This is a genomic window from Nonomuraea sp. NPDC049624, from assembly GCF_040675255.1.
In the GTDB taxonomy this organism is placed as follows: domain Bacteria; phylum Actinomycetota; class Actinomycetes; order Streptosporangiales; family Streptosporangiaceae; genus Nonomuraea.
Map to the genome: position 1 here is coordinate 552422 of NZ_JBFAOR010000007.1, position 24560 is coordinate 576981.

Here is a 24560-nt window from a genome sequence, read left to right on the forward strand (position 1 = left end):
GGGATTTAAGGGGAGTTTTGCGATGAAGAGCACGGTTCGCACCGCGACGCAGGCGTTCTGGATCGACGCCGGGCACGGCGGGACGCAGGAGCACTACGGCGAACAGCTGCGCAGGTGGCGGCACGCGTTCGCGGCCACGGGCGGGGAGCCGGGAGCGAGCGGCGTCACGCTGGACCCCCTGCACTTCGCGCTGGCCGCCTGGGAGGTCGCCACCAGACCCGTCGCCGACTCCCCGTACGTGCGCACCCACCCCCGGGTCCTGGACGCGGCCTGCCACCGGGCCGAGGACGGCCGCGACCCGCTGGCCGTGGTCGAGCTCGCCACGCCGCCGCCCGTCCCGCTGCCGGACGGCTGGTCGAGCTGGCGGCGCCAGGGCGAGCAGCCGTACGCGGCCGGCGCGGAGGGCACGCCGACCGCCCTGAGCACGCTGGAGCTGCGCATCCCCCTGTCCGGCGACCGGCTGCCGACGCCCACCCGGCCGCGCGCCGAGGGCCTGCCCAACCTGGACGACGCCCAGGCGTCGCTGGAGGCGTTCGTGGCCGAGCTGAACGCGGCGGTCACCCCGTTCCTGCGCGAGCTGGACGGCGCCGAGGGCGTCCCCGGCACCGGCGGCGCCACGCTGGTCCAGTGGCTGCGCACGCAGATCGAGGCCGACAAGGCCACCGCGGAGGCGGCGGGCGCCGGGCCCTGGCGCTACCTCACGGCCGCCGGCCCGGCCGGCGCCCCGGTACGCCAGGGCGCGGGCGGCGCGCGACGGCTGGAGTTCGGCGGCGGACGGACGGTCACCCGCGTCGGCTTCCACGACGACGACCTGCTCCACCCGGTCGAGGCGATCCACATCGCCCTGCACGACCCGGCCGACGCGATCGCCCGCTGCGGCGCCGAGCTGGCGTTGCTGAACGAGCACACTCCGCCGCTGTCGGCCGGGGACACCGGGGACGCCCGGGACGCCATCTGCCCGCTGTGCGGCGAGGCCGCCGGCTCCCCCTGCCAGACGCTGCGCCACCTGGCCTACGGTTACCGCCTGCGCCCCGGCTGGCGGCCCGAATGGAGCCCCTCCCGCTGACCGCTCCCGGCCCTCGTGTCTACATGTAGTTGCCGTCGCCCTGGGCGCGGACGCCGTCGGGGAGGGGGAGGGCGGCGCGGCCGGCGTGCAGGCCGAGCTGCTGCTGGCGGGCGGCGGCCTGCTGGAGCTGGAGCCCGGCCTGGATGCCCTGGAAGACGCCCTCCAGCCAGCCCACGAGCTGCCCCTGCATGACCCGGATCTCCATCTCCGTCGGCGTCTCGCCGTTCGGGGTGGGCCGCAGGCGCTCCAGCTCGTCGCGCAGCTCGGGCGCGACCGCCCCGGCGACCTCCCGGATGGCCTGCTCGTAGATGCGGTGCATGCGCTCCCTGGCACGCTCCTCCAGGTGCACCCCCTTGGCCTCCTCCAGCAGGCTGCGGGCCATCGCGCTCACGCGGAGCAGCCGGGCGGGCTCCTCGACGCTTTCGATGTCCGTCCTCACGGCATCGCGCAGGGTGTGCTCGCGCTGCTCGTCCCCCGATGCTGGATGCGGCGTCGTCGTCATGTCCTCAGTCCTCGTTCACGCAGGTGAGCGGCTCGCTACCGCCAGCAACAGCCCTTCCCGGTGCCCCGCGGTTCACTCGTGGGAGCGGCCGGAATCCTGGGTAGGGGTCACCCTCATGAACCGGCGAGACGACGATCCAGAGGACGAGTTCTTCGCTCCGGTGCTGCGCGAGCCGCCGCCCCCGGACGAGATCAGCCGCACAGGCGTGGTGAGCGACACCGGCGTGCCCGGCGTGCACGGCGGCGGCGAGGGGCACTGGCCGCGCAGGCCGCCGCCGTCGAACGCGCTCGGCGTGCGGCTGCTGGCCGCCGCGCTGCTGCTGCTCGCCGGGGTCGTGCTGGCGGTGCTCGCGGTGCTGGCCGGACGGCTGCCGCTGGCGCTGCCGCCGGCGGTCCTGGCGGTGGCAGCCGCCGCGTACCTGGTGGTGTTCGCACGGCGGCGCGCCCGCGACGACGGCGGCCCGCCCACCTTCGGCTAGCGCGACGCCGGGGCGGCCACCTGGGGTTTCGTCCTGGCTGTGGGGGTACACGCCCGCTGAGGGGAAGAGGAGCCGAGATGTCTCTCATCGACCGTGACTGTGTCCGCAGGCTGCTGGAGTCCGAGCACGCCGACGCGACGCTCGTGTTCGTCCGGGGCGACTGCGTCGTGCTGCGGGCCGCGGAGATCGACGACGCCCACCGGGGGCTGGTGATCGCCAGCCGCGAGGACGTCATGTCCCAGCTCCCCGACGGCGCCGCGACGGACGGGCAGGCCCTCGACGACCTCGCCGTGCGGCTGGACAACGTGGTGCGCGACCTCGGCGCCTGACCGCGCCGCGGCCGCATGTCCTGAATCTGCAAGCCGCCACGTCCACCTGGGGAAAGACGGTGTCGGTCCCGCCGGGATTCACTGCCGGGAACACGACACGAAAGGGGCCGTTCAGATGCCCGACAACCCCACCGGCGAGTTCTGGAAGGACCTGCGGCCGATCGAGAACTCCTTCCGGCCGGACGCGCTGCCCGAGGTGTACCTGTCCAAGGTGGCCACCGACGACGACCGGTACTACGTGCCGTTCACCGAGACCGTCGGCTCCCGGCCGCTGTGGATCAACGTCAAGGACAACAGCTGGGCCGACATCCTGCGGGCCAAGGAGGCCGGGCTGGTCAACCGGCACTACCACCCGCACGAGGTGTTCGCGTACACGATCTCCGGCAAGTGGGGCTACCTGGAACGCCCCTGGACGGCCACCGCCGGCGACTTCGTCTACGAGGCCCCTGGCGAGGGCCACACGCTGGTCGCCTACGACAGCGGCGAGCCGATGAAGACGTTCTTCATCGTCAAGGGCCCGCTGGTCTGGCTGGACGAGAACGGCGACCCCGACGGCTTCTTCGACGTGCACGACTACATCAAGATGTGCCGCGAGCACTACGAGAAGGTCGGCATCGGCGCCGACTACGTCAACTCCCTGTTCCGCTGACCGCTGCCCCGCCGCATCCCCCGAAATGAGTGCGTCATGACCGACCTCGCGGCCGCGCCGGACACCAGGGCCGCCGACCGGTACGAGAACCGCCTTCTCGTCATCCTCTTCCTGTCCTTCGGCTTCGTCTTCTTCGACCGGCAGGCGCTGTCGTTCCTGGCGCCGTACATGGACCAGGACTTCGGCCTGTCCAACGCCGAACTGGGCACGCTGTCCGGCGTGCTCGCGCTCACCTGGGCGCTGGCCGGGATGTTCGCCGGCCGCCTGTCCGACGCGCTCGGCCGGCGTAAGCCCATCCTGGTCGTGGCCGTGGTGCTGTTCTCGCTGTTCTCGGCCTCCTCCGGGCTGATGGGCGGGTTCGCCGGGCTGCTGGCCGCCCGCGCGCTGATGGGCACGGCCGAGGGCGCCGTGCTGCCGATGGCGCAGTCGCTCATGGTCGAGGCCAGCCGGGAGCGCCGCAGGGGCTTCAACATGGGCCTGCTGCAGGGCTCGTCGGCCGGGCTGCTCGGCGGCATCCTCGCGCCGCTGGTCGTGGTGTGGATCGCCGAGACCTACGACTGGCGGGTCGCCTTCTACGTCACGATCCTGCCGGGCCTGGTGATGGCCCTGCTGATCGCGAAGTTCGTCCGCGAGCGGTCGCCGCGGACGGCGGCCGAGGCGCCCGCCAAGGAGCCGCGGGTGCCGCTGGGCGAGGTGCTGAAGCTGCGCAACATCGTCGTGTGCATGCTCATCGCCTGCTGCTACCTGACCTGGTTCGTCACCATCATCACCTTCACGCCGACGTACCTGACGCAGGTGAAGGGCTTCGGGCCGGGCACGATGAGCGGCGTCATGACGTGCCTGGGCGTGGCCTGGGTGCTCTGGGGCTTCGCCACCCCGGCCATCTCCGACCGGCTGGGACGCAAGCCCGCGCTGATCGGCTTCACCGCGCTCGCGGTGTTCTGCCCGCTGGCCGTGGTCTACGTCGAGAGCCCCGTGCTGCTCGGCGCGATCATGATCGTCACCTACACCGGGCTCGGCTGCTTCACGCTGTTCATGGCCACCATCCCGGCCGAGACCGTGCCGCGCGGCGCGCTGGCCACCGCGCTCGGCGTGATCATGGGCGTGGGCGAGCTGGCGGGCGGCTTCCTGGGCCCGATGGTCGCCGGGTGGGCGTCCGACCAGTGGGGGTTGCAGGCCGCGATGTTCATCGCCGCCGGCGGCGCGCTGGTCGTGGTGGGGCTCGCCTTCGCCCTGAAGGAGACGGCCCCCGCCGTGCTGCGCAGGGCGGCCGCGTGAGGGCCGCGGTCTGGCACGGGGCCAAGGACGTGCGGGTCGAGGACGTCCCCGTGCGCGAGCCCGGCCCCGGTGAGGCGGCGATCGCGGTGGCGTACTGCGGGATCTGCGGCAGCGACCTGCACGAGTACGCCGACGGCCCGCACGCGATCCCCGTGGCCGAGCCGCACCCGGAGTCCGGCGTGCGCGCGCCGATCGTGCTCGGCCACGAGTTCTGCGGCACGGTCACCGGCCTCGGCGCGGGCGTGACCGGCCTGGCCGTGGGCGACCGGGTCGCGGTCGAGCCGCACTACCGGTGCGGGAACTGCCCGCGCTGCCTGGCGGGGGAGTACAACATCTGCCGCCATTTCGGGTTCGCCGGGCTGATGGGGCACGGCGGGCTCGCCGAACGGGCCACGGTGCCGGCGTACATGCTGCACCGGCTGCCCGAGTCGGTGCCGCTGGAGCAGGCGGCCGTGTTCGAGCCCGCGGCCGTCGCCCTGCACGCGGTGCGGCGGGCCGGGATCCGCGCCGGCGACACCGTCGCGGTCCTCGGGCTCGGCCCGATCGGGCTGCTCGTGGCCCGCTTCGCGGCGCGGGCCGGCGCGGGCCGCGTGGTGGCCGCCGACCGTTCGCCCGCCCGCCTGGAGCTGGCCCGCCGCCTCGGCGCGGAGACGGCGGCGGGCGACGGGCTGGCCGCGGCGGTCGGCGGGGAGGGCGCGGACGTCGTCTTCGAGGCCGCCGGCTCGGAGGGCACGCTGCGCGCCTGCCTGGCCGCCACCAGACGCGGCGGCCGGGTGGTGTTCCTCGGGCTGACCGGCACGGTCTCCCTAGACGCCTTCGCCCTGGTCAACAACGAGCAGACGATCGTGACCAGCGTCGGCTACCGCGACGCCTACCCCGAGCTGATCCGCATGGTCGCCGAGGAGGGCGCGGACCTGGCCGCGATCGTCACCGCGACCATCCCGCTGGAGCACGTGGTCCGCGACGGGTTCGAGGCGCTGCTGCGCGGCGAGGACCAGGTCAAGGTGCTGGTACGACCCACTCAGGACGGGGGGCGGCTCCCGTGACCGGCGCACTCGCCCCCGGGCTGTTCGCCGGGCGGCACGCGTTCGTGACCGGCGGCACCTCCGGCATCGGCGCGGCGACCGCCGTGCTCCTCGCCGAGCTGGGCGCCGCCGTGACCGCGCTCGGCCTGCCGCCCGCCGACCCGGCCGAGCTGCCCGTGCACCCGCTGGTCCGGGTGGTGGAGCACGACGTGCTCGACCGGGGCGGCCTGGCCCGCCTGCTGTCGGCCGGCGACCCGCTCGACGCGCTGGTCAACTGCGCGGGCGTCAGCCACGACCGGCAGGAGTACGACCTGGCCCGCTGGCAGCGCGTCATCGAGGTCAACCTGACCGCCACCATGGTCGCCTGCCAGGCCGCCCGCCCGGCGCTGGCCGAGCACGGCGGCGCGATCGTGAACGTCTCCTCCATGTTCGCCTTCTCCGGCAGCAGGGACCGGCCCGCCTACAGCGCCAGCAAGGGCGGCGTCTCCCAGCTCACCAAGTCGCTGGCGGCCGAGTACGCCGCCGACGGCATCAGGGTCAACGCCGTCGCCCCCGGATTCGTGGTCACCCCGCTGGCCCGCGGCGTGCTGGACGACCCGCCGGCCCTGGCCCAGGTGCTGGCCCGCATCCCCGGCGGGCGGCTGGGCAGGCCGGACGAGGTCGCCTCGGTGGTGGCGTTCCTGTGCTCGCCGGCCGCGTCGTACGTCACCGGGGCGGTCGTCCCCGTGGACGGAGGCTATCTGGCTGTGTGACATCTCACCTAAGCTGTGTGTCCCCTGACCGGCACGAACGCGAGGAGGGTCGCCTTGTCCGCCGTCTCCGTGATCTCCCAGGCCACGACCGAGCACGTCGAACCCGCCGAGCGCATCCATTTCTGGGAGGACTACAACCGCAGGGCGCTGGTGGGCCTGTCGTGCACGTCGTACTCCGAGCACGGCCTGCTGGCCAGGCAGACCAACATCGAGCTGGCCGGGCTGCGGCTGGCCGAGATCGCCGGGAACGCCCACGCGATCGAGCGCAGCCCGCAGACCGTCAGGTCCGCGCCGAAGGACTCGGTGTTCGCGACCCTGCTGCTCAAGGGCGAGGCGGTGTTCCTGCACGAGAACGGCTGCCTGGCCGCCACGGCGGGCGAGCTGGTCGTCTACGACACGCGCCGGCCGTACCTGTTCGGGTTCTCCTCCTCGATGCGGCAGATCCTGGTGGACGTCCCGCGCGAGCTGTTCACGCAGGCGTGCGTGGCGGGCGGGCTGCCGGGGCCGATGGTGTTCGGCAGGGCGACGGCGCGGGAGGGCGCGCTCGTGGCCGCGCTGCGCTCGATGATCGGCGGCCTGGCCGCCCTGCGGGCCGCGCCCGACCCCGCCGAGGCCGAGCGGGCCGTGCTCGACCTGCTCAGGCAGCTCGCCGAGGAACGTACGGGCGGGCGCCCCGGGCCGGACGCCTACCGGTCGCAGCTCATCGTCGCCGAGGACTACATCGACCGGCACCTGCACGACCCGTGCCTGGGGGCGGCGCAGGTGGCCGGGGTCATGGGCATCTCCGTGCGGCACCTGGCGCGCATCTTCGAGTCCACCGGCCGCTCGCCCGCCCGGCACATCGTGGAGCGGCGGCTGGTCCGGGCGCACGCCGAGCTGACCGGGCCGCGCGCGCTGGAGACCACGATCGCCGACGTGGCCCACCGGTGGGGCTTCTCCAGTCAGGCCCACTTCGCCCGGCTCTTCCGCACCCGGTACGGCCTGACCCCGAGCGAGGCCCGCGCCGAGGCCACACGGTAGGCAGCGCCCGCTCAGGCCCGCTTAGACAGGGCCCGCTCAGGCAGGCCCGCTAGGGGAGCCGGCCGGTGTGCGCGAGGTCGGCCTCCATGCGCGCGGCCGTCCGCCTGAGCTCGGGCAGCACCTCGCGCAGCAGGTGGTCACGGCTGGCCCGGCCGGCGTGCGTGGCCACGTTGACCGCGGCCACCACGCGCCCGTCCGGCCCGCGCACGGGCACGGCGATCGACCGCACGCCCTCCTCCAGCTCCTGGTCCACCAGCGCGTACCCGTCGGCGGCGGCCTGCCGCACGGCCGCGGCCAGCCCTTCCGGCGAGGTGATCGTGTGCCGGGACAGCGGCTTCGGCTCGATGGCGGCCACCCGCGCGGCGGGCTGCCCGGCCAGCAGCACCCGGCCCATGGACGTGGCGTACGCCGGGAAGCGGGTGCCCACCGTGATGTCCACGCTCATGATGCTGACCGTGGGCACCCGGGCCACGTAGAGCACGTCGTCGCCGGACAGCACCGCCACCGACGCCGACTCGCGGACGCGCGCCACCAGGTCGGCCAGGTGCGGCTGGACGACCTCGCCGAACGTCCGCTCCGACAGGTGGGCGTAGCCCAGTTCGAGCACCTTGGGCAGCAGCACGTGGCGGTCACCTGCGGCGGCGGCGTAGCCCAGGCGCTCCAGGCTCTGCACCGCGCGCCGTACGGTGGCCCGGGGCAGGCCGGTCACCCTGGCGGACTCGGCCAGCGTGCAGCCGCCGCGCGCCGACCCGAGCGAGACCAGCACGGCCAGGCCGCGGGCGAGCGACTGCAGGTAACCCATGCCCAGCTCCTCCTTGACGGCCCGCGAACCGTCGAGGCCGGCGGGCGCGCGGCGCGGCTCCCGAGGGCGGGCGGACAGCGCCGCCAGGACGGCCTCCATGTCCGCCACCGTCGCGCGCAGGCGGGGCAGGGCGTGCTCGCGCAGCCCGGCCACCGTGTGCCTGCTGGTGTGGCTGACCACGCTGACCGCGCAGACCGCCGTGCCGCCGGGGTCGCGGACGGGCAGCGCGACCGCGATCAGCCCCGGCTCGATGAGCTGGTCGTCCTCGGCCCACGGCGCGGCGGGGTCGAGCAGGGCCAGCCCGGCCGCGCACCGCCCGGCGGGCAGGAGGTCGCCCACCCGGAAGGCCACCGACATCGTGCGCCGCCGGGTGAACTGGCCGACGAAACGCACGCCGTCGCCGTCGCGCACGGCCAGCGAGACCGACTCCTCCAGCTCGGCGGCCAGCCGCTCGGCCAGGGGCGACATGCTCTCCTGGAGGCCGTCGCAGGCCAGGTAGGCCGCGCCCAGCTCCATCAGCGGCGGTGCGAGCAGCACGTCGCGGCCGTCGGCCCGCAGGTGGCCGAGGTGCACGAGCGTGGCCAGCACGCGGTCGACCGTCGACCTGGCCAGCCCGGTGGCGCGGACGAGGTCGGTCGCGCGCATGGGCCGCCCGGGGTCGGCGGCCAGCACGCGCAGCACGGCCAGGCCGCGCTCCAGGGTCCCGGCCGGTTCCATCGGCGGCTCCTCGTCCAGGTGGGGGCTTTGACAGGAACGCCCCGGTTACAGATACTCGAACCCATAATAGTGAACTAAAGTTCGCAGAGCGAACACCCCCTGGGCGGGCACTCGGCGGACATCCTCGGCTGAACGGAGCGTCGTGCGGAGAGACAAGGTGGTCGCGACGGCCGCGGAGGCGCTGGCCGGCGTGCGGGACGGCGCGTCGTTCGCGGTCGGCGGCTTCGGGCTCAGCGGCATCCCCAACGTGCTGATCCAGGCCCTCTACGACACCGGCGTGACCGGCATCGGCGTCGTGTCCAACAACTGCGGCGTCGACGGCGGCGGCCTCGGCATCCTGCTGGCCGCCGGGCGCATCGCCCGCGTGACCGCCTCCTACATCGGCGACAACAAGGAGTTCGCCCGGCAGTACCTCGGCGGCGACCTGGAGGTCGAGCTGACCCCGCAGGGCAGCCTGGCCGAGCGGCTGCGGGCCGGCGGCAGCGGCATCCCCGCCTTCTACACCCCGGCCGGCGTCGGCACCCCCGTCGCCGACGGCGGCCTGCCGCTGCGCCACCACCCCGACGGCACGGTCGCCGTCGCCTCGCCGCCGAAGGAGGTGCGCGAGTTCGACGGCCGGGAGTACGTCCTGGAGCACGGCATCCGCACCGACTTCGCGCTGGTCCGGGCGGCCAGGGGCGACCGGTCCGGCAACCTGGTCTTCCACCGCGCCGCCAGGAACTTCAACCCGCTGGCCGCCATGGCCGGGCGCGTCACCGTCGCCGAGGTCGAGGAGCTGGCCGAGCACATCGACCCCGACGAGGTCCACCTGCCCGGCGTGTTCGTGCAGCGCGTGCTCCCGCTGACCCCGCAGCAGGCCGCCGACAAGGGCATCGAGAGGCGTACGATTACCCCGCCTCCGGCAGGAGGGACGGTCACCGAATGAGCTGGACCCGTGACCAGATGGTCGCGCGGGCGGCGGCCGAGCTGCGCGACGGCGACTACGTCAACCTCGGCATCGGCCTGCCCACCCGCATCCCGTCGTTCCTGCCGCCGGGCGTCGACGTCGTCCTCCACTCCGAGAACGGCATCCTCGGCGTCGGCCCCTACCCCGCGCCCGCCGACGTCGACCCCGACCTGATCAACGCGGGCAAGGAGACGGTCACCGTGCTCCCCGGCGCGTCGTTCTTCGACTCCTCGCTGTCGTTCGGCATGATCCGAGGGGGTCACATCGACGTGGCCGTGCTCGGCGCGATGCAGGTCTCGGCCCGCGGCGACCTGGCCAACTGGATGGTCCCCGGCAAGCTGGTCAAGGGCATGGGCGGGGCCATGGACCTGGTGCACGGCGCGCGCAAGGTCATCGTGATCATGGAACACAACGCCAAGGACGGCTCACCCAAGATCGTCGAGGAGTGCTCGCTGCCCCTGACGGGCCGGCGATGCGTGCACCGGATCATCACCGACCTCGGCGTCCTCGACGTCACCGAGCAGGGGCTGGCCCTGGTCGAGAGCGCGCCGGGCGTGGGCCTGGACGAGCTGCGCAACCGTACCGACGCGGAGGTCACCGCATGAAGGACGTCTACATCGTCGACGCCGTCCGCACGCCGTTCGGCCGCCACGGCGGCGCGCTGGCCAAGGTGCGCCCCGACGACCTGGCCGCGCACGTCGTCGCGGCGCTGGTCGAGCGGACCGGCCAGGAGAGCGCCGACGAGGTGGTCCTGGGCAACGCCAACGGCGCGGGCGAGGAGAACCGCAACGTCGCCCGCATGGCCGCGCTGCTGGCCGGGCTGCCGGTCACCACGCCCGGCGCCACCGTCAACCGGCTGTGCGGCTCCGGCATGGAGGCGATCATCCAGGCGTACCGGGCGATCGCGGTCGGCGACGCCTCGGCGGTGATCGCGGGCGGCGTGGAGTCGATGACCCGCGCGCCCTGGGTGCTGCCCAAGCCCGACCGCGCCTTCCCGGCGGGCGGCGGGGAGCTGGTCTCCACGACGCTCGGCTGGCGGCTGGTCAACCCGAGGATGCCCGCCGAGCACACGGTCGCGCTCGGCGAGGGCGCCGAGCTGATCGCCGACAAGCACGGCATCACCCGCGAGGAGCAGGACGCGTACGCGCTGGGCAGCCACCGGAAGGCGGCCAAAGCGGCCCTCGACCGCGAGATCGTCCCGATCGCCGGCCTGACCAGGGACGAGGGCATCCGCGACGACACCTCGGCCGAGGCGCTGGCCCGGCTCAAGCCGGTGTTCAGGAGGGACGGCGGCACGGTCACGGCCGGCAACTCCTCCCCGCTGAACGACGGCGCGGCGGCGCTGCTGCTGACCGACGAGGAGGGGCTGCGCGGCCGCGAGCCGCTGGCCCGCCTCACCGCGAGCGCCGCGAGCGCGCTGGAGCCGCGCTACTTCGGGCTCGGCCCGGTCGAGGCCGTGCGCAAGGCGCTGGCCAAGGCCGGCAAGGGCTTCGGCGACCTGTCCACCGTCGAGCTGAACGAGGCGTTCGCCGCGCAGGTGCTGGGCTGCCTGGCCGAGCTGCCCGAGCTCGACCCCGCCCTGGTCAACCCCGACGGCGGCGCGATCGCGATCGGCCATCCGCTCGGCGCCTCCGGGGCCCGCGTCACCGGCGCCGTGGCCCACCGGCTGGCCGCGGCCGGCTCGGGCGTCGGGCTCGCCTCCCTCTGCATCGGCGTCGGCCAGGGGCTGGCCGTCGTACTCGAAAGGTAGCGTCCATGTCCGAACCACTCACGCAGGCTGACATCGACCGCGAGATCGCCGCGCTGAGCGAGTCCCGCGGCGAGCGGCCCGCCGACCACCCCGCGCGCGACTACGCCCCCTACCGCAGCACCCTGCTGCGCCACCCCAAGCAGCCGCTGGTCGCGCTGAAGGACCCGGAGGCGAGCGAGCTGTCCGGCCCGGTGTTCGGCGTCACGGACGTGACCGCCCTCGACTCCGACCTGACCCGGCAGCACCTCGGCGAGCCGCTGGGCGAGCGGATCACCGTGACCGGCCGGGTGCTCGACCGGCAGGGCCGGCCCGTACGCGGCCAGCTCGTGGAGATCTGGCAGGCCAACTCCGCCGGCCGCTACCTGCACCAGCGCGACGACCACCCCGCGCCGCTCGACCCCAACTTCTCCGGCGTCGGCCGCTGCCTGACCGACGACGACGGCCGCTACCACTTCACCACGATCAAGCCCGGCCCCTACCCCTGGCGCAACCACCTCAACGCCTGGCGGCCCGCGCACATCCACTTCTCGCTGTTCGGCACGGCCTTCGCCCAGCGGCTGGTCACCCAGATGTACTTCCCCGGCGACCCGCTGTTCCCCTACGACCCGATCCTGCAGTCGGTCACCGACGACGGCGCCCGGCAGCGGCTGGTCTCCACCTACGCCCACGACCTGTCCAAGCCCGAGTGGTCGCTCGGCTACCGGTGGGACATCGTGCTCGACGGGCCCGCCGCGACCTGGATGGAGGAAGGCCGATGAACCCCACCCCCTCGCAGACGGTCGGCCCGTTCTACGGCTACGCGCTGCCCTTCCCCGGCGGCGGCGACCTGGCCGCCGGCGGCATCACCGTGCACGGCCGCGTCTACGACGGCGCCGGCGACCCGATCCCCGACGCGCTGCTGGAGTTCTGGCAGGCCGACCCCACGGGCGACCTGTCGGGCGCGCCGGGCTCGCTGCGCCGCGACCCGGTCAACGGCGCGGTCATCGGCCGGCACGGCGTCGACTTCACCGGGTTCGGCCGCGTCCCCACCGACGCCGACGGCCACTGGACCCTGCGCACGGTCGAGCCGGGCAACGGGTACATCAGCGTGTGCGTGTTCGCCCGCGGCCTGCTCCACCACCTGTTCACCCGCATCTACCTGCGGCCCGACGCCTTCCTCGACTCGCTGCCGCCCGAGCGGGCGCGCACGCTGGTCGCGGTCGAGGAGCGGGAGGGCGTGCACCGCTTCGACATCCATCTGCAGGGCGAGAAGGAGACGGTCTTCCTTGACTTCGGCTGACCCCGCCGGCGCATCCTCCGCAGGCGGTCTGGGGGACTTCGGGCTGCTCGCGCCCATGCGCGGCGGGGCCGAGGCGACCGGCGACCTGGCGGTCCTGCAGGCCATGCTCGACGCGGAGGCCGCGCTCACCCGGGTGCTGGCCGCGCTCGGGCGCGCGCCGCGGGAGGCGGCCGACGCCGTCACCGCCGCGGCCCGCGCCGAGCTGTTCGACCCGGCCGGCCTGGCCGCGCGGGCGCGTTCGGGCGGCAATCCGGTCATCCCGCTGGTGGAGGACCTGCGCGCCGCCGCCGGGCGGTACGGGGAGCACGTGCACGCGGGCGCGACCAGCCAGGACATCCTGGACACCGCCCTCATGCTGGTCGCCCACCGGGCGCTCGGGCCGGTCCTGGCCGACCTCGACCGGGTGGCCGCCGGGCTCGCCACGCTGGCGTGGGACCATCGCGACACCGTCATGGCCGCCCGCACGCTCACCCAGCAGGCCGTGCCCACCACGTTCGGGCTCAAGGCGGCGGGCTGGCGGAAGCTGGTCCTCGACGCCCGCGACCGCCTCCGCGCCGCCCGCGAGGCCCTTCCCGCTCAGCTCGGCGGCCCCGCCGGCACCCTCGACCGGTTCACCGCCCCCGACCAGGACGACGCAGGCGCGGGGGCGCTGGAGGTGGCCGTCCGGTTCGCCGCCGAGCTGGGGCTGGCCGCGCCCACGCTGCCCTGGCACGTGCTGCGCACCCCCGTCGCCGACCTGGCCGGGGCGCTGGCGTTCACCGCCGGCGCGCTGGGCAAGCCGGCCGCCGACGTGCTGGTGATGTCGCGGACCGAGATCGGCGAGCTGTCCGAGGGCGTCGGCGGCGGCTCGTCGTCGATGCCGCACAAGCACAACCCCGTGCGGGCCACGATGATCGCCGCGGCGGCCCGCCAGGTGCCCGCCCAGGCCGCCGTCCTGTACGCCTCGCTCGCCGCCGAGGACGAGCGGCCGCCCGGCGCCTGGCACGCCGAGTGGCAGCCGCTGCGCGAGGCGCTGCGCCTGGTCGCCGGCGCCGCCCGCGACGCCGCGGAACTCGTCGCCGGCCTGCGGGTGCATCCCGGGCGCATGCGCGCCGCCCTGACCGTCGCCGGACCGCCCGGCGCCGCCGCCGCCCTGGTCAAGCGGGCGCTGGAGGAGAAGTGACGTTGTTGCAGCACCGGCTGGACGGCCCGGAACACGCCGAGCCGATCGTCCTCGGCCCGTCGGTCGGCACCTCGGCCCGGGTGTGGGAGCCGCAGGTCGCCGCGCTGGCCCGCAGGTTCCGCGTGGTCCGCTTCGACCTGCCGGGGCACGGCGGCTCCCCGTCGCTCGGCGTGTCCACGATCGACGGCCTGGCCGGGCTCGTCCTCGACCTGGCCGACGAGCTGGGCCTGGACGCCTTCCACTACGCCGGCATCTCCATCGGCGGCGCGATCGGCGCCACCCTGGCCCTGCGCCACCCCGGACGCCTGCGGTCCCTGGCGATGATCTGCTCCTCGGCCCGCTTCGGCGAGCCGGCCGGCTGGCGCGAGCGGGCCGCGCTGGTCCGCGAGCGCGGCACCGCGCCGCTGCTGGAGCCCACGGCCAAGCGCTGGTTCGCCGGGCCGGGCGACCCGGCGCTGCTCGACGACCTCGCCGCCGCCGACCCCGCCGGCTACGCCGCCTGCTGCGACGCCCTGGCCGGCTACGACCTGCGCGCCGAGCTGCCCGGCATCGCCGTCCCCACGCTGGTCCTGGGCGGCCGCGACGACCCGGCCACGCCGCCCGCGCACGCCAGGGAGCTGGCCGACGGCATCCCCGGCGCGACGCTCGTGGAGGTGCCGGGAGCGGCCCACCTGGCCGGCGTCGACCAGCCGGAACGGGTCACCGCCGCGCTGCTCGCCCACCTGCCCGCCGCCCCCGGCATGCGGGTGCGCCGGGAAGTGCTCGGGGACGCCCACGTCGATCGGGCCGTCGCCCGCACCACCGCCTTCACCAGGGACTTCCAGGACCTCATCACGCGCTACGCCTGGGGGGAGATCTGGACCAGGCCCGGCCTCGACCGGCGCACCAGGAGCTGCGTCACCCTCACCGCGCTGGTCGCGCACGGGCACCTCGACGAGCTGGCCATGCACGTCCGCGCCGCCGTGCGCAACGGGCTGACGGCCGACGAGATCGGCGAGGTGCTGCTGCAGAGCGCGATCTACTGCGGGGTGCCGGCCGCCAACGCGGCGTTCGCCGTCGCCCAGCGCGTCCTTACCGAGATATCAGGGGAGTCCGCATGACCATCACCCGTGAGCTGCTGATCGGCGGCAAGAACGTCCCCGCCCTGAGCGGCCGTACGACGCCCGACCTGGCCCCCTACACCGGCGAGGTGTACGCGACCGTGGCCGCCGCGGGCGTCGAGGACGTCACCTCGGCCGTGGACGCGGCGCAGGCCGCCTTCGACGGCTGGGCCGCCACCAGCCCGTTCGCCCGCCGGGCGATCTTCCTCAAGGCCGCCGACCTGCTCCAGGAGCGCGGCGAGCAGGCCGTGGCGCTGATGGCCGCCGAGGTCGGCGGCACCCGACCGTGGGCGCTGTTCAACGTCGGGCTGGCCGCGAACATGCTGCGCGAGGCCGCCGCCGCGATCACCGCGCCGCGCGGCGAGGTGCTCACCGCGCAGGAGGAGGGCGTGCTCGGCCTGGCCGTGCGCGAGCCGCTCGGCGTGGTGGCCGCCTTCTCGCCGTGGAACGCGCCGATCATCCTCGGCGTGCGCTCGGTGGCCGCCGCCCTGGCCGCGGGCAACACCGTCGTCATGAAGCCCAGCGAGGACGCCCCCATCGCGTGCGGCCTGTTCGTCGCCGACCTGCTGCACGAGGCCGGGCTGCCCGCGGGCGTGCTCAACGTGGTCACCAACGACCCGGCCGACGCCGCCGTGGTCGCCGAGGCGCTCATCGCCGACCCCCGCGTGCGCGCGGTCAACTTCACCGGCTCCACCGAGGTCGGCCGGATCATCGGCACCCACGCCGCCCGCCACCTCAAGCCCGCCCTGCTGGAGCTGGGCGGCAAGAACGCCATCATCGTCCTGGACGACGCCGACCTCGACCACGCCGTGGACGCCGCCGCGTTCGGCGTCTACATGAACGCGGGCCAGATCTGCATGTCGGGCGACCGCGTGCTGGTGCACGAGTCGCTGGCCGAGGAGTTCGGCCGCCGGTTCGCCGACAAGGTGCGCGCGCTGCCCGCCGGCGACCCGTCCCGGCCGGAGACGGTGATCGGGCCGCTGGTCAGCGCGGACGCCGCCCGCCGGGTGGCCGGGCTGGTCGCCGACGCGGTCGCCAAGGGCGCGACGGTGCTGGCCGGCGGCGGCGAGCCCGACGGCGCGGTGCACCCGGCCACGGTGCTGACCGATGTGCCGAAGCACGCCCGCCTGTACTACGGCGAGGCGTTCGGCCCGGTGTGCGTGGTCGGCGCCTTCGCCACCGACGACGAGGCCGTGGCCCTGGCCAACGACACCGAGCACGGCCTGACCGCCGGGATCATCACCGAGAACGGCACCCACGGCCTGCGCGTGGCCAGCCGCCTGCGGACCGGCATCGTGCACGTCAACGACCAGTCCGTGGGCGACGAGCCGCAGGCGCCGTTCGGCGGCGCCGGCTCCTCGGGCTACGGCCGGTTCGGCGGCCGGTGGGGTCTGGAGGCGTTCAGCAACACCCGCTGGATCACCCTGGCCACCGAACAGGCCCACTACCCGTTCTGACCGCCCGGCCCGCCCCTGGGAGCGGCGGGCCGTGCTCCGAGCGGCGGGCCGGTCGGCCGGCCCGCCGCCGGGTCAGTGGGCGTACGCCTGGAACTCCGCCGCCCGCACCTGCTCGCGCGCCGGGCTCGCGGTGGCGCAGTCGGTCGCGGAGCCGGGGTCGGCGTCCTGCTCGCCCGCGTAGCGCGGGTTGCCGGTGCACTGGCTGCTGACCACCCGCAACATCAGGTGGGTGGCGCTGGTCGGCGGCACCCGGAAGGAGCGCACCAGCAGGTCCGCGCCGCGCGGCCGGGGCAGCGTGGCGTCGAACGCGTCCGCCGGGCTGGTGTAGACCTTCCTGAAGCTCGCCGGGTCGGCGCAGTTCGCGGCGCAGGCCAGCACCTCGAACGCGCGCAGCGCCGAGAACCTGTTCTGCCCGCCCGGGTCGGCGGCGTCGCCGACGTCGGGCCGGAGCATCGCGCTCACCTGGACCCTGCGCACCGTGACGGGACGGTCGCCGGCCAGGTCCACGACGACCGACCGGCCGACTGGCGCGCCGGTGCGCGAGGCCCAGTTCGTGGCCTCGGTGTCGTCGATCAGCCGGGCCTGGTTGACGCCGTCGCCGGCGGCCGTCGCGCCCGCCGCGGCCGAGGCGAGGTTGCGCGGCAGCGGCAGCGGGAGCGGCCGCCTGGCCCCGGCCACCACCGGGAACGTCAGCCGCGCGTGCCCGAACCCGGCGCCCGCCACCACGAACCGGTACGTGCCCGGCGTCATCTCGACGGTGTCGCCCAGCGGCGTGGCCGGGTCGGTGTCGGCGACCGGCACCGCGCGGCCCTCGTAGTCGCCCACGTACAGCCGCAGGGCCGCGTCCCTGGCCTCGCCGAGCGGCTTGAGCTGCAGGGAGCCGTTGCGGCCGGCCGGGTCGACGAAGCTCGGCGTCGGGTCGGGGTCGTTCGGGCCGTTGCTGGCCGCGCCCTTGCCCAGGCCGTGCTCGGCGAACGCCCGCCACAGGATGTCCTGGTTCGCGCCGTCGAAGCGGATGGCGTCGGCGGCCAGGATCGCGTCCCGGTGGTCGACGTAGCTGACCGCGCCGGAGGCCATCAGCAGCAGGGCGTCGTACGAGAGCTGCGCCCACCGCCGGTTGCCCGGGCACCTGTCCACCGCCACCTTGCCGTCGGCGCAGTCGCGCTGCCGGGCCGGCGTGCCCTTGCCGTACCGCCTGACGAACGCCTCGCGGACGTCGAACTGGGTGGCGGTCCAGATCTCGCCGTCCGCGTGCACCTGCGCGCCGACCAGGTCGTAGGCGATGTCGCTGTAGTTCAGCGGCGACCTGGACATGTCGTAGTTGCGGATGCCGCGCGTCCGGTCGCCCGTGACGTACGGGCCGATCACGTACGGGGTCGCGCCGGAGGAGCGGAAGCCGTACTCGTCGAGGTACTCCATGGCGAACAGGTCGGAGGTGCTCTCGTTCATGGCGCCCGCCTGCGCGCCGCTCCAGCCGGCGTTCGGGCCGCCGATCATGCGGCCGGAGATGGCGTGGCTGTACTCGTGGCCGATGACCGACATGTCGTAGTCGCCGTCCACGCAGGGGGAGTAGAACGAGCCGGCGATCGGCTGCCACAGGTACATGTTGGTGATCGGGGCGAGGCCGTCGGGGCCGGTGATCTGGTTGGCGTTGTCGCGCACCGACGCCACGCGCGCGCCCGCCTGGGCGTTGCCCAGCTCGGGGTCGTTGCCGAGCCCGCCGCGGTCGCCGTTGTCCACCTGCATGTTCCAGGCCGACTCGGTGAAGCCGAGCCGGTAGGACCAGTCGTGCATGCGGTTGTGCATGGCGTTGAGGTTGGCGATGGCGGCCTCCAAGTCCGCCTCGCCCGGCTGGTCGAACGTCGCCGGGTCGCACTTGGCCCGGTGCCAGGTGTTGCGCCACGGGTAGACGTAGTCGCGGCTGGGGGAGGGCGCGTTCGCGCGGGTGCCGACGGTGAACGGGTCGCCGCTCGCGCGGTTCTCATACGTCCGGGCGGCGTTGCCCGCGCTGGTGTGGGTGGGCGCGCCGGTGGCGTGGTCCACGTCCCAGGCGCGGCCGGTCGCCGGGTCGCCGCCGGTGGCGAGGTCGCAGCCGGGCCCGGCCGCCTGGCACCAGGTCCGCCGGGTGTCGGTGGCGGAGTAGTCGCCGGGCGGGTTGACCGGGAAGGCCGCCCAGCGCGGGTTCTCCGGGTCGAAGTGGTCGACCAGGTTCTCGCGGGTGAGGATGGCGCCGCTGACCGCGTCCACGTGGGTGGTGTACGCCGCCGCCTCGCCCTTCCCGCCGCCGATCAGCACCACCTGGTACGCGCTGTGCACGCCGTCGGGCGCGGGCACGGCCACCTTCGTGACCTGCTTGGTCGTCGCCGTGGCCAGGTCCACGCCGCCGTCGCGGGCCGCGATCTCCAGGGCCCGCGCCTCACTGATCGCGGCGGCGGGGGGCGCGGCCTGCCCGCGGGCGAGCGAGGAGGTCACGTGGCGCACCTTCCCCCGCACGACGCCGACCGCGACGAGCCCGTCCACCCCGGCCGGCAGCCCGCCGAACCGCTGGCGCAGGAGCACGACGGCACCGGCGCCGAGGGGGTTGACCGCGACCTTCTCCAGCCCGGCGACCTCCTCCGCCGACAGGCCGAACAGCGGCTCGTTGGCGGCCAGGTAGGCGCGGGCGGCCCGTTCGGGGTCCTCGCCCAGGCCCTCGGCGAGCGGCGCGGCGCCGGTGACGACGGCGGGGGTGCCGAGGGCGTTCCAGCGGATCTCCGCGCCGGCGGCCCGCGCGCCGAGCCCGGCGGGCGGCGGGACGCGGCCCTGCCGGTTGTCCAGGTCCGGTCTGCCGTGCTGCTCGGCCTGGAAGTCGTGGACGATCGGGGCCTGCCCGCCGGGTTCGCCCCGGGCGGCGCCGGTCAGGGGCAGGGCAGTGGCGGTGACCGCGAGGGCGATCACGGCGCTGCGTAACCAGGGTCTGGTGGACACGGTTCCTCCTGGGCGCGAAAGACGCGCGGTTGACGCCCGTCCCGCCAGAGGTAACACCGTCCCGGGGTCCTGACAAGATCGGATCGAGCCTCCAGGACTGTCCAGTTCTTGACAACGCCGCGTACTCAACCTGTAGGTTGATAAACCAGTGGGTTGAACAAGGAGGAAGAGATGCTGCTCCGAGAAAAGGTCGCGGTGGTCTACGGCGGCGGCGGCTCGATCGGCGGCGCGGTGGCCCGCGCCTTCGCCCGCGAGGGCGCCCGCGTCTTCCTGGCCGGCCGCACCCGGGCCCCGCTCGACGAGGTCGCCGACGACATCCGCGCGGCCGGCGGCACGGCGGAGACCGCCCTCGTGGACGCGCTGGACGAGCAGGCCGTCGACGCGTTCACCGGCTCGGTGGCCGCCCGCGCGGGCCGCATCGACGTCTCGTTCAACGCCGTCTCCGTCCAGGACGTGCAGCGCCCGCTGGCCGAGATCTCCGTCGAGGACTTCCTGCGGCCGATCCAGGTCGCCGCGCGCACCCAGTTCCTCACCATCAGGGCCGCCGTGCGGCACATGGCCGGTTCGGGGGTCGTCCTGCTGTTCGGCGGCGGCGGGCCGCAGACGCAGCCGGGGCTGGGCGGGTTCAAGGTGTCGCTGGACACCATGGAGGGCATCCGCCGCCAGTGGGCCTGCGAGGCCGGGGCGCAGGGCGTGCGCGTGGTCACCCTGATCACCGGCGGCGTGCCGGAGAGCATCCCCGACTCGTTCCCCGGCAAGGCCGCGCTGGAGGCGGAGCTGCGCGCGCCCACCCTGCTCGGCCGGCTCGCCACCCTCGCCGACGTGGGCGACGTGGCGGCGTTCGTCGCCTCCGACCGGGCGCGGACCATGACGTCGGCGACCGTGAACGTCTCCTGCGGCGCGATCGTGGACCATTAGGGTCGGGACCGCCCAGGAAGGAACGTACGCACCGATGCCCGACGACCAGCTCAGCCTCACCTTCGCCGCCCTGGCCGACCCCACCCGGCGGGCCATCCTCGCCCGGCTGGCCGACGGCGAGGCGACGGTCAACGAGCTGGCCGAGCCCTTCGAGATGAGCCTGCAGGCCGTGTCCAAGCACCTGAAGGTGCTGGAGCGGGCCGGGCTGATCAGCCGCGGACGCGACGCCCAGTGGCGGCCGTGCCGCCTGGAGACGGAGCCTCTGGACGGCGCCTCCGCGTGGATCGACCGCTACCGCGAACGCTGGACCGGCAGCTTCGACCGGCTCGACGAGGAGATCAGCAGGCTCCGGCACAGCGAGGAAGGACGTGACCATGGGTGAGACCGAATTCGTCATCGAACCCGGCCGCCAGGACATCATCATGATCCGGGCCTTCGCCGCCCCCAGGGACGTGGTGTTCCGGGCGGTGACCGACCCTGCGCTGATCCCGCGCTGGTGGGGCCCCCACTGGCTGGACACCCGGGTGGACGCCATGGAGGTCGCGCCGGGTGGCCGGTGGCGCTTCGTCAACACCGACGCCCGCGGCCGGGAGTACGCCTTCGGCGGCGTCTACCACGCGGTCGTGCCGCCGGAGCGGTACGTGCGCACGTGGGAGTTCGAGGGCACGCCGGGCGAGGTGGCCCTGGAGACCGTGCGGCTGGAGGAGGCCGGCGGCCGTACCCGGTACGTGGCCCGGTCGGTGCATCCGTCCGTGGAGGCGCGCGACGCCATCGTCCGCGCCGACGGCCCCAAGGGCGGCGCCCAGTCCATGGACCGCCTCGCCGAGCTGCTGAAAGCGCGCTGACGCCCTACTGCGGGCAGGCCAGGCGGCAGCCGCCGAAGCGGGCCTCGTCCGGCTCCGGGAAGCGGGACTTCGGCGCCCCGCGCAGCGCCTCGGCCATCGAGGCGCGCCAGATGGGGCCGGGGACGGTGGTGCCGTCCACGGTGTCGTAGCGGCGTCCGCCGACGGTCAGGCCGGTGAGCGTGGGCCGATCGGGCCCGGCGGTGGGCGGGCGCCGCTGGGACCCGTCGGGGAACGTGCGGGGCTCGGACTCGTCGGGGAACCCGAGGCTGACGGCGGTGGCCAGGTCGGGGGTGTAACCGGCGTACCAGGCCGACCGGAAGTCGGGGATCCTGCCCGCCAGGCCCGCCGCGTCGCGGCCGAGCCCGCCGGTCCGCAGCAGGCCGGTCACCGCGTCGGCGACGGCCGCGTCCAGAACCTGCTCGCACCGCGGGGCGAGGGCGTGCAGGACCTTGCCGGAGCCGTCGCGGACCTCCTTGACCGCCCTCGGCGCGCAGCGCAGGCCGTGGGCGGCCAGCGTGGCGTAGGTGGCGGCGACGGTGACGGTGTCCGCCTCGTTGATGCCGAGCGTGAACGTCTCGTACTCCTGCAGCGGTGTCCCGTCGCGGCGGGCGAGGCCGAGCCGCTGCGCCATGCGCACGGTCCGGCAGAGGCCCACCCGCTCCTCCAGCCGCAGGAAGAACGGGTTCGGCACGGCGCGGGCGGCCGAGCGCAGGGTGGTGAACGCGCCGCCGTCGTCGCCGCCGGGGCCGATGATCGTGTGGGCGGGGTCGCCGACGTTCTCGCCCCTGCAGTTGGTGAAGGAGGCGTAGCCGGTGGCCTGGAAGGAGCGGGCGCGGGGGAAGCCGTCGTCGTAGCGGAAGCCGCCCGACAGCGCCGCGGCCAGCGTGTACGCCATCGCCGTGGAGCCCTGGGGCAGGGCGTGCGCGCCCTCGCCGCGGCTGGCCGCCAGCGCCCTGATCTCGCCGCCGCCCGGCGCCACCATGGCCTCGACGGCGACCGGCGTGTCCCCGGGGCGCACCCGCGCCTCGACGGCCCGCTGCGCCGCCCGCTGCGCCCGCGGGTCGAGGGTGGTCGCCACGATCAGGCCGCCCCGGGTGAGCAGCCGCGGATCGATCGCGGTCAGCTCGTCGTGCACCCGGCGGCAGAAGGCGGGGTGGCGGCTGGCCGCGCAGTCGGCGGCGAGCTTCTCGACGACCTGGCCGCCGCCGTCGACGATCACGCTGTCGCGCACGACCAGCGGGGCGACGGCCAGTCGCTGCCTGGCCGGAGACTGCTCGGCCGTCGCCGACAGCAGCAGGACTACTCCCCAGACGGCCGCCGCCACCCCGGCGACGACGCCGACGGCGAGGAGAGGTCGCTTCATGGACGTCCTTCCGGAAGGGGGGTGCGGCCGGCCCGTCCATCATGGCCGACCGCACCGCCCCCGCGCACCGGAGCTAGACGATCACACCCGTTGCCACAGGGCGGGCACGTTCGGCGGCTCCCAGCCGGGCAGCGCCGTGTGCGGCTGGAGGCAGCGGTAGGTGACGTTGTTGTAGACCACCTGGTCGCCCGACTTGTACGCGGTGCCCGCCGTCCAGTTGCCGGTCGGGCCCTGGGTCGGGGTCACCGTGGGGGTCGGGGTGGGCGTGGGGGTCGGCGTCGGGGTGGCGGTGGGGGTCGGCGTCGGGCCGCCGGGGCCCACCTGCAGGTCGACGCAGTTGTAGAAGGCGTTCTCGGTGTCGGCGATGTTCCAGATGGCCAGCAGCTTGATGCGCCCGGTCCGGCCGCCCAGGCTGACCGAGTGGGTCACCGTGGAGCCCGGTTGCCTGCCGTGGTCGTCGAAGACCGCGATCCTTGTGCCGCCGACGTAGTACTCCCACGTGCTGGTGGCGTGCCGGGCCTCGATGAGCCACTTGAAGTTGACCGTGTCGCCGACGGACGCGGCGGGCCAGGCCTTGCTGTCGTCGTCCAGCGGGGCCCACCGGGGGTCACCGCCGCTGCAGTTGCGCAGGCCCTTGGGCCCCTCGACGCTCTGCGGCTCCCAGATGATCTGGCCGCAGTTCTTGACCTTGCCGGCCGCGCAGTTGGCCTGGCGGCTGGGCGGGTCGGAGATGTAACCGTGCGCCGAGGCCGGCGGGGAGAGGGCGACGACGGTGGCGACGGAGACCGCCGCCATGGCTAAGAAGGTCCATACTCTGCGCATGTCACCGTTCCTTCATGCTGGGGGATGCTCCCAAATATAAAGGAAAGTTTCCTAACGGTAAATGGCCCAGTCAGCGCTTTTCCGCCCGCCAGTCAGGTGGTCGTCACCTTCCGCCGGTGGCGAGGGCCCTGCGCCTGATGGCAGACGGGGCCGCCCAACAGGTGGTGACATGTCGTGACTTAGCCTAGGCTGAGGGTGCCGAGGGGAGTACTTCGCAAGCGCCGGCCCGGTCAGTACGGACGTCCCAGACGTCCCCGGGCGGCCGCCCGCGCGATCGGCGCACGGGCGAAGGAGACCTCGAACGATGACGCGCGTTCGAGGAGGACCCATGCCCCCGGGCACATTGCAGGCTGCCCCCGCCCTGACCACCATCGCCACGCCCACTCTCTGGCTGGTCGCGATCGCCGGGCTCGTGCTGCTGCTGGCGCTGGATCTTCTGCTGACCAGACGCCCGCACGAGGTCCGCATGCGCGAGGCGGCCGGCTGGTCGGTGTTCTACCTGGTGCTGCCGGTGATCTTCGGCTGCTACCTGTGGGCGGACCACGGCGGCGGCGTCGCCGTGGAGTTCTTCACCGGGTTCGTGGTGGAGAAGTCGTTGTCGGTGGACAACCTGTTCGTGTTCATGTTGCTGCTGGCCGCCTTCGCCGTCCCGCCCGCGCTGGCCCGGCAGGTCCTGCTGTACGGGATCGTCGGCGCGCTCGTCCTGCGCGGCGTCTTCATCTGGCTCGGCGCCGCCGCCCTGCAGAGCGGCACGTGGGCGTTCCTGCTGTTCGGCGCGATCCTCATCGTCACCGCCGGGAAGATCCTCAAGGACGTGCTCGGCGGCCACGAGCAGCAGGTGGACATCTCCAACATGCGCAGCGTCCGGCTGGTGCGCCGGTTCATGCCGGTCACCGACGACTACCGCGGCTCCCGGCTGGCCGTGCGCGAGGGCGGGCGGCTGGCCCTGACGCCGCTGGCCCTGGCCGCCGTCGCCGTCCTGGGGACTGACATCGTCTTCGCCGTGGACTCCGTGCCGGCCGTGTACGGCGTGACCGAGGACCCGTTCCTGGTCTTCGCCACCAACGCCTTCGCGCTGATGGGCCTGCGGGCGCTGTACTTCGTGCTGCAGGGCGTCCTGACCAAGCTGCGCCACCTCAACCACGGGCTGAGCGTCATCCTGGCCTTCATCGGGGTCAAGCTCGTCCTGCACTGGGCGCACGGCGTCTGGGACTGGATGCCGCAGATCCCGACGCTCGCCTCGCTCGGCGTGATCGTCGCCGTCCTGACCACGGTCACCCTGACCAGCCTGTACGCCAACCGCCGCGACCGCGAGAAGGAGGCCGCGAGCTAG

Annotated in this window: 25 protein-coding genes; 20 read left to right on the top strand and 5 right to left on the bottom strand. The window is 74.5% G+C overall.

All coding sequences use genetic code 11. The features are described from left to right. Window positions 1-22: 22 nt before the first annotated feature. Window positions 23-1066, top strand: a complete 1044-nt coding sequence (locus tag AB0J76_RS30455; RefSeq protein ID WP_352324597.1) for a DUF6221 family protein — start codon at window positions 23-25, stop codon at window positions 1064-1066. Between the two features lie 19 nt (window positions 1067-1085). On the opposite strand, the gene AB0J76_RS30460 is transcribed toward AB0J76_RS30455, so the two are convergent. Continuing rightward, window positions 1086-1568, bottom strand: a complete 483-nt coding sequence (locus AB0J76_RS30460; protein ID WP_352324598.1) for a proteasome activator — start codon at window positions 1566-1568, stop codon at window positions 1086-1088. A gap of 115 nt (window positions 1569-1683) precedes the next feature. Between AB0J76_RS30460 and AB0J76_RS30465 the strand changes: the two genes are divergently transcribed. The 7 genes from AB0J76_RS30465 to AB0J76_RS30495 all read left to right on the top strand — a co-directional run bounded on the left by AB0J76_RS30465 (window position 1684) and on the right by AB0J76_RS30495 (window position 7099). Then, window positions 1684-2046 carry a hypothetical protein gene (locus tag AB0J76_RS30465; protein WP_352324599.1) on the top strand — a complete coding sequence of 121 codons (363 nt, stop codon included), beginning with the start codon at window positions 1684-1686 and terminating at the stop codon, window positions 2044-2046. Window positions 2047-2123: 77 nt separating this feature from the next. Then, a complete protein-coding gene (locus AB0J76_RS30470; RefSeq protein ID WP_352324600.1) occupies window positions 2124-2375 on the top strand; it encodes a hypothetical protein in 252 nt (83 codons plus the stop codon). 115 nt (window positions 2376-2490) lie between these two features. After that, on the top strand, window positions 2491-3024 hold the full coding sequence (locus AB0J76_RS30475) for a 2,4'-dihydroxyacetophenone dioxygenase family protein (protein ID WP_352324601.1): 534 nt from the start codon (window positions 2491-2493) through the stop codon (window positions 3022-3024). Between the two features lie 36 nt (window positions 3025-3060). Then, window positions 3061-4302, top strand: a complete 1242-nt coding sequence (locus AB0J76_RS30480) for an MFS transporter (RefSeq protein ID WP_352324602.1) — start codon at window positions 3061-3063, stop codon at window positions 4300-4302. Continuing rightward, window positions 4299-5348, top strand: a complete 1050-nt coding sequence (locus tag AB0J76_RS30485) for a 2,3-butanediol dehydrogenase (protein ID WP_352324603.1) — start codon at window positions 4299-4301, stop codon at window positions 5346-5348. The genes AB0J76_RS30480 and AB0J76_RS30485 overlap by 4 nt, the downstream gene beginning before the upstream one ends. Continuing rightward, entirely contained in the window at window positions 5345-6079 is a 735-nt protein-coding gene (locus AB0J76_RS30490; RefSeq protein WP_364391260.1) for an SDR family NAD(P)-dependent oxidoreductase, read from the top strand. The genes AB0J76_RS30485 and AB0J76_RS30490 overlap by 4 nt, the downstream gene beginning before the upstream one ends. Before the next feature lie 54 nt (window positions 6080-6133). Continuing rightward, entirely contained in the window at window positions 6134-7099 is a 966-nt protein-coding gene (locus AB0J76_RS30495) for a helix-turn-helix domain-containing protein (RefSeq protein WP_352328079.1), read from the top strand. A 49-nt stretch (window positions 7100-7148) separates the two neighbouring features. Here the strand turns inward: AB0J76_RS30495 and AB0J76_RS30500 are convergent, their stop codons facing one another. Next, entirely contained in the window at window positions 7149-8618 is a 1470-nt protein-coding gene (locus AB0J76_RS30500) for an IclR family transcriptional regulator C-terminal domain-containing protein (RefSeq protein ID WP_352328078.1), read from the bottom strand. Between the two features lie 142 nt (window positions 8619-8760). On the opposite strand from AB0J76_RS30500, the gene AB0J76_RS30505 reads away from it, so the two are divergent. Genes AB0J76_RS30505 through AB0J76_RS30540 form a run of 8 tightly spaced genes read left to right on the top strand, consistent with a single transcriptional unit; the run spans window position 8761 to window position 16312 of the window. Further along, window positions 8761-9543, top strand: a complete 783-nt coding sequence (locus tag AB0J76_RS30505) for a CoA transferase subunit A (protein ID WP_352328077.1) — start codon at window positions 8761-8763, stop codon at window positions 9541-9543. Beyond that, the gene (locus tag AB0J76_RS30510) at window positions 9540-10169 is read left to right on the top strand and encodes a CoA transferase subunit B (RefSeq protein ID WP_352328076.1); all 630 of its coding nucleotides are present in this window, start codon (window positions 9540-9542) and stop codon (window positions 10167-10169) included. Before AB0J76_RS30505 ends, AB0J76_RS30510 begins: the two co-directional genes overlap by 4 nt. After that, window positions 10166-11314: a thiolase family protein gene (locus AB0J76_RS30515; protein ID WP_352328075.1), complete on the top strand. Its 1149-nt coding sequence runs from the start codon at window positions 10166-10168 to the stop codon at window positions 11312-11314. The genes AB0J76_RS30510 and AB0J76_RS30515 overlap by 4 nt, the downstream gene beginning before the upstream one ends. Window positions 11315-11319: 5 nt before the next feature. Next, window positions 11320-12072 carry a protocatechuate 3,4-dioxygenase subunit beta gene (gene pcaH, locus AB0J76_RS30520; RefSeq protein ID WP_352328074.1) on the top strand — a complete coding sequence of 251 codons (753 nt, stop codon included), beginning with the start codon at window positions 11320-11322 and terminating at the stop codon, window positions 12070-12072. Beyond that, complete coding sequence (gene pcaG / locus AB0J76_RS30525) at window positions 12069-12593, top strand: protocatechuate 3,4-dioxygenase subunit alpha (protein WP_352328073.1); 525 nt, start codon at window positions 12069-12071, stop codon at window positions 12591-12593. The genes pcaH and pcaG overlap by 4 nt, the downstream gene beginning before the upstream one ends. Beyond that, entirely contained in the window at window positions 12580-13755 is a 1176-nt protein-coding gene (gene pcaB, locus AB0J76_RS30530) for a 3-carboxy-cis,cis-muconate cycloisomerase (protein WP_352328072.1), read from the top strand. The genes pcaG and pcaB overlap by 14 nt, the downstream gene beginning before the upstream one ends. Before the next feature lie 2 nt (window positions 13756-13757). After that, complete coding sequence (gene pcaC, locus AB0J76_RS30535) at window positions 13758-14855, top strand: 4-carboxymuconolactone decarboxylase (protein WP_352328081.1); 1098 nt, start codon at window positions 13758-13760, stop codon at window positions 14853-14855. Beyond that, the gene (locus AB0J76_RS30540) at window positions 14852-16312 is read left to right on the top strand and encodes an aldehyde dehydrogenase family protein (protein WP_364391267.1); all 1461 of its coding nucleotides are present in this window, start codon (window positions 14852-14854) and stop codon (window positions 16310-16312) included. Before pcaC ends, AB0J76_RS30540 begins: the two co-directional genes overlap by 4 nt. A gap of 72 nt (window positions 16313-16384) precedes the next feature. Here AB0J76_RS30540 and AB0J76_RS30545 read toward each other — a convergent pair whose 3' ends face one another. Continuing rightward, window positions 16385-19279 carry a M36 family metallopeptidase gene (locus tag AB0J76_RS30545; RefSeq protein WP_352327823.1) on the bottom strand — a complete coding sequence of 965 codons (2895 nt, stop codon included), beginning with the start codon at window positions 19277-19279 and terminating at the stop codon, window positions 16385-16387. 171 nt (window positions 19280-19450) lie between these two features. On the opposite strand from AB0J76_RS30545, the gene AB0J76_RS30550 reads away from it, so the two are divergent. The 3 genes from AB0J76_RS30550 to AB0J76_RS30560 are packed head-to-tail and all read left to right on the top strand — an operon-like array spanning window position 19451 to window position 21042. After that, window positions 19451-20197, top strand: a complete 747-nt coding sequence (locus AB0J76_RS30550) for an SDR family oxidoreductase (RefSeq protein WP_352327824.1) — start codon at window positions 19451-19453, stop codon at window positions 20195-20197. Window positions 20198-20231: 34 nt separating this feature from the next. Beyond that, window positions 20232-20579, top strand: a complete 348-nt coding sequence (locus AB0J76_RS30555) for a metalloregulator ArsR/SmtB family transcription factor (protein ID WP_352327825.1) — start codon at window positions 20232-20234, stop codon at window positions 20577-20579. Continuing rightward, window positions 20572-21042 carry an SRPBCC family protein gene (locus AB0J76_RS30560; RefSeq protein ID WP_352327826.1) on the top strand — a complete coding sequence of 157 codons (471 nt, stop codon included), beginning with the start codon at window positions 20572-20574 and terminating at the stop codon, window positions 21040-21042. Before AB0J76_RS30555 ends, AB0J76_RS30560 begins: the two co-directional genes overlap by 8 nt. Window positions 21043-21046: 4 nt before the next feature. On the opposite strand, the gene AB0J76_RS30565 is transcribed toward AB0J76_RS30560, so the two are convergent. Together AB0J76_RS30565 and AB0J76_RS30570 are read right to left on the bottom strand one after the other, a co-directional pair. Beyond that, window positions 21047-22405 carry a hypothetical protein gene (locus tag AB0J76_RS30565; RefSeq protein WP_352327827.1) on the bottom strand — a complete coding sequence of 453 codons (1359 nt, stop codon included), beginning with the start codon at window positions 22403-22405 and terminating at the stop codon, window positions 21047-21049. An 81-nt stretch (window positions 22406-22486) separates the two neighbouring features. After that, the gene (locus AB0J76_RS30570; protein ID WP_352327828.1) at window positions 22487-23227 is read right to left on the bottom strand and encodes a lytic polysaccharide monooxygenase; all 741 of its coding nucleotides are present in this window, start codon (window positions 23225-23227) and stop codon (window positions 22487-22489) included. Between the two features lie 328 nt (window positions 23228-23555). Here AB0J76_RS30570 and AB0J76_RS30575 point away from each other — a divergent pair, with 328 nt between their 5' ends. Further along, on the top strand, window positions 23556-24560 hold the full coding sequence (locus tag AB0J76_RS30575) for a TerC/Alx family metal homeostasis membrane protein (protein WP_352327829.1): 1005 nt from the start codon (window positions 23556-23558) through the stop codon (window positions 24558-24560).

Bases quoted from the DNA above. Each gene is read 5' to 3' on its own strand.
- AB0J76_RS30500 (WP_352328078.1), bottom strand. From the start codon at position 8,618: ATGGAACCGGCCGGGACCCTGGAGCGCGGCCTGGCCGTGCTGCGCGTG.
- AB0J76_RS30560 (WP_352327826.1), top strand. From the start codon at position 20,572: ATGGGTGAGACCGAATTCGTCATCGAACCCGGCCGCCAGGACATCATC.
- pcaG (WP_352328073.1), top strand. From the start codon at position 12,069: ATGAACCCCACCCCCTCGCAGACGGTCGGCCCGTTCTACGGCTACGCG.
- pcaH (WP_352328074.1), top strand. From the start codon at position 11,320: ATGTCCGAACCACTCACGCAGGCTGACATCGACCGCGAGATCGCCGCG.
- AB0J76_RS30515 (WP_352328075.1), top strand. From the start codon at position 10,166: ATGAAGGACGTCTACATCGTCGACGCCGTCCGCACGCCGTTCGGCCGC.
- AB0J76_RS30460 (WP_352324598.1), bottom strand. From the start codon at position 1,568: ATGACGACGACGCCGCATCCAGCATCGGGGGACGAGCAGCGCGAGCAC.
- AB0J76_RS30550 (WP_352327824.1), top strand. From the start codon at position 19,451: ATGCTGCTCCGAGAAAAGGTCGCGGTGGTCTACGGCGGCGGCGGCTCG.
- AB0J76_RS30570 (WP_352327828.1), bottom strand. From the start codon at position 23,227: ATGCGCAGAGTATGGACCTTCTTAGCCATGGCGGCGGTCTCCGTCGCC.
- AB0J76_RS30575 (WP_352327829.1), top strand. From the start codon at position 23,556: ATGCCCCCGGGCACATTGCAGGCTGCCCCCGCCCTGACCACCATCGCC.
- AB0J76_RS30480 (WP_352324602.1), top strand. From the start codon at position 3,061: ATGACCGACCTCGCGGCCGCGCCGGACACCAGGGCCGCCGACCGGTAC.
- AB0J76_RS30465 (WP_352324599.1), top strand. From the start codon at position 1,684: ATGAACCGGCGAGACGACGATCCAGAGGACGAGTTCTTCGCTCCGGTG.
- AB0J76_RS30470 (WP_352324600.1), top strand. From the start codon at position 2,124: ATGTCTCTCATCGACCGTGACTGTGTCCGCAGGCTGCTGGAGTCCGAG.
- AB0J76_RS30565 (WP_352327827.1), bottom strand. From the start codon at position 22,405: ATGAAGCGACCTCTCCTCGCCGTCGGCGTCGTCGCCGGGGTGGCGGCG.
- AB0J76_RS30540 (WP_364391267.1), top strand. From the start codon at position 14,852: ATGACCATCACCCGTGAGCTGCTGATCGGCGGCAAGAACGTCCCCGCC.
- AB0J76_RS30510 (WP_352328076.1), top strand. From the start codon at position 9,540: ATGAGCTGGACCCGTGACCAGATGGTCGCGCGGGCGGCGGCCGAGCTG.
- AB0J76_RS30555 (WP_352327825.1), top strand. From the start codon at position 20,232: ATGCCCGACGACCAGCTCAGCCTCACCTTCGCCGCCCTGGCCGACCCC.
- AB0J76_RS30475 (WP_352324601.1), top strand. From the start codon at position 2,491: ATGCCCGACAACCCCACCGGCGAGTTCTGGAAGGACCTGCGGCCGATC.
- AB0J76_RS30455 (WP_352324597.1), top strand. From the start codon at position 23: ATGAAGAGCACGGTTCGCACCGCGACGCAGGCGTTCTGGATCGACGCC.